We start from the raw sequence: 2842 nt of genomic DNA, 5'->3' as shown, positions 1-2842 counted from the left end.
ACGGGGACCGGGCCCGCGCACCACGCCCCCGGTCCCCACGCACCATTGTCTGACCTGCGGTGAAGGTGTAGGATTTACGCGGTCAAGGTGTAGGAGTACGCCGGAACGGGTGTAGTTTTGAGGCGGCGTATGCACCCCACAGAAATTACTCTATTGGAGCATAGATTATTTCCCCATCAAGGGAATCCTTGCGCACTATTTCCAAATATCCAAAGTCTCCATACCCTAAATAGTACGTATGGTCTTCCTCATCAACGACTTGTAATACGACGCCATTGTCGTTGGATACTAATTTAGCCCCTTTTAGAGCGTGGATACCAAGCTCCAAAAGCGTCTCTACCGTTCCCTGTGCGCTGTCCGGTTCAAGGCTACCGGCCTCTCTGATAAGACGTACACTCTGCTCCATATCTGCTGCTACCTCACTTTCTGGCTGATTTTCTGTAGAAGGCACATAGTCTTGCGCGGCACCGTTACGACCGCAGCCGCTCACTGATGATATGAGCAGTATCATAGCGATCAGTAAGGATACAATCCGCAAAGTTTTCCTACTCTGGGCCATATATTACTCCCAACTTCCCTTATACTCAGGTTTTGCCCTGGCAAGATCATTATATTGCTTCGCGAAATTTTTGGCATCATATTCGATTGGTTGGGAGACATATCTGGAATAGTCATCACCTGAATAATAGTTTCCAGGCGCAAAATTATTCTTCCACTGTTCAATCGTCTCCGCGCTAACATTATAACTACCCGGATCCTCTACAGCGGCGTACTGGTAGGCATGGCGCATTTCATGGATCATAGTCTGCATAATCTGATAACTGTCAGTTCTTGAAAGATAATCCTCATTGATAGTCACTTGCTTGCTATTCGGTGAATACTGGCCACGCGTAGAGGTGCCTAAATGGCAAAAATCGATTTCAGAAGAAATCTTCACTCCGTATATTGTGGACAGCTCCGCCAGATAATTCTGTAAGATATCTTTACGCTGCTCAACAGTCGCTCTGCTCCATGTCTCCTTATTATACGCCGGAGTTTCCAGTAATGCAAAAATTTCATTCTGCATATAGAGGTCGTGCTCTTTCTCTTGTTCACGCGTAATGGACAAGGGTTCTTCTTTTGTCTCTTCCTTCCACCCGAAAAGGGATTTAATCCAGTCGATGAATCTCTTAAAGATGCTCTCGTCCGCTTCATTATCTTCAGCATTTGTCGTTTTTTCAGACGAACCAGCGCCCAAAAATTCTAAAATTCGATTTTCTGAATTTGAATACGTGTTTATGATATGCCGCAACGCATCTTCAAGACTGTCCATCTTTGCGGCTTCTTCCAGCAAGGCGTCATTGACCGTCTGCAAGCGTACATACAGCGGTGTGAAGGCCGCACTTCTATAACGCTTAAGATTTTTGAGCACAGTAGACACCTGATCAGAACAGCGGCTTATATCCTTGCCCAATGAATCGATCTCATCCGCTACGGAGAACGCCTCTTTAAAATGTATCTCTAACCTAGCCATCGTTTTTCTCCTTTTTCTCCGCTATTGATTTTCCATGTGTTTGTACGATCCAGGGGGATATGCTCTGTATGAAATCATAAAAACCAACAGATTCGAGTTCCAGATGGTCTCCTTCCCTTCTAGCAAGCCAGATTCCATCCTCCGTTTCAATCAAAACTCTCTCTAACGAATGTTCGCTAAAACACCAGCCATCCACCGTTACAGGCGTCAGTTCTCTATCGATTTGATTCAGCCCAGCATACATTGACAGTGACTTGAGCAACTCAAAGTCATCCGCAGCCTCAGGCGGCAAGGATACGATTTTTCTTTTGCCTGACGCACCTGAGGGCATCAACAACTCCAAAGTCTCAAGACATTTGGCCAGTCCTCCAATCGCCTTCGGGAGCAGGGGGACATAGTAGAAAACGAAGAGCTCTTTATCCATATCCTTCGTCATGAGAATCATGGTCTCCTCATAAAAGTACAGCCGGCATAATATACGTGTTCCACCTTTGACACTCAACTCCGACTGTGCGTTTACCGCGGTCCACAACACCATTTTAACAAAGGGATTCCAACCAGTCCCGTCGCCGTCCCGCTTAATAAATCCCTTTGTCAGCATCCCGTCTAGGCTCTCTGGCTCCGGAGCAAAATCCGGCTCAACGCTTATAACCCCGGGAAGTTCCATCTTATTTAAGAGCAGGAGGGATACCTTCAATTCAGTTTCATTCATAGCGACCCAATATTCCAATGTAAATACCTCCATGTTTAAAGATTTCATTCTGGGTTTGCAATGCGGTGGTTTCTTGTTGATGATGAAATAATAATCGATTTCATCCAGGTCAAAGCAAAAGTTCGATAAAATGCATTTCTAATCGGATGAGTGGCATTCTAAGAACATGCATTTCATTCTGCTTTCTATTTTGCCTCGTTCAGCTCTTCCTTTCGAGCTGTTTGCTGTTAATCCCGGAAAAGCCGAAATTTCCGTGCAGGTGGGGTGCTGAATTCGAAATCCACGACACCTGTATATTTCGCCCGCAGAAGTCCACCTGCACGGGGTTTCCGGTCCACCGAATCGGTGAAGTAAGTCCACCGTCACGGAGGAGAAGTCCACTCAAGAGCATTCCTGTATAATGGCAATAGCACGCAACAGCGTGACTAAGAGTCAACAGGAGGAATCCATATGGTGGACTACCGAGAAATCTTGCGATTGAGCAGCGACGCTCAAAACAGCCAGCGAAGTATCGCGGTCAGACTGCACTGTGCCAGAGATACCATCCGAGATGTCCAAAAGGCGGCACAGGAGGCCGGAGTTACCTGGCCATTAGATGAGGACATCACGAACGAGAT

The 2842-nt window shown here is 46.5% G+C and carries 3 protein-coding genes; all 3 read right to left on the bottom strand.

The annotated features are described in order from the left end of the window. Positions 1 to 145: 145 nt before the first annotated feature. From Q0Z94_RS11685 to Q0Z94_RS11675, 3 genes are read right to left on the bottom strand one after another with little or no spacing between them, the layout of a single operon-like run. Positions 146 to 559, bottom strand: coding sequence for a hypothetical protein (locus Q0Z94_RS11685; RefSeq protein ID WP_298069904.1), 414 nt, complete (start codon positions 557 to 559; stop codon positions 146 to 148). Positions 560 to 562: 3 nt separating this feature from the next. Further along, positions 563 to 1513, bottom strand: coding sequence for a hypothetical protein (locus Q0Z94_RS11680; protein ID WP_298069902.1), 951 nt, complete (start codon positions 1511 to 1513; stop codon positions 563 to 565). Beyond that, the gene (locus Q0Z94_RS11675) at positions 1506 to 2225 is read right to left on the bottom strand and encodes a hypothetical protein (RefSeq protein WP_298069900.1); all 720 of its coding nucleotides are present in this window, start codon (positions 2223 to 2225) and stop codon (positions 1506 to 1508) included. The genes Q0Z94_RS11680 and Q0Z94_RS11675 overlap by 8 nt, the downstream gene beginning before the upstream one ends. Positions 2226 to 2842: the final 617 nt, after the last annotated feature.

This window comes from uncultured Mailhella sp. (genome assembly GCF_947631555.1).
GTDB lineage: Bacteria > Desulfobacterota > Desulfovibrionia > Desulfovibrionales > Desulfovibrionaceae > Mailhella.
Note: the sequence above shows the minus strand (reverse complement) of the source record. Positions and strands in the feature narration are given on the sequence as shown.

Excerpts from the sequence above, each read along its gene's own strand:
- Q0Z94_RS11685 (WP_298069904.1), bottom strand. The coding sequence starts at position 559 with ATGGCCCAGAGTAGGAAAACTTTGCGGATTGTATCCTTACTGATCGCT.
- Q0Z94_RS11680 (WP_298069902.1), bottom strand. The coding sequence starts at position 1,513 with ATGGCTAGGTTAGAGATACATTTTAAAGAGGCGTTCTCCGTAGCGGAT.
- Q0Z94_RS11675 (WP_298069900.1), bottom strand. The coding sequence starts at position 2,225 with ATGAATGAAACTGAATTGAAGGTATCCCTCCTGCTCTTAAATAAGATG.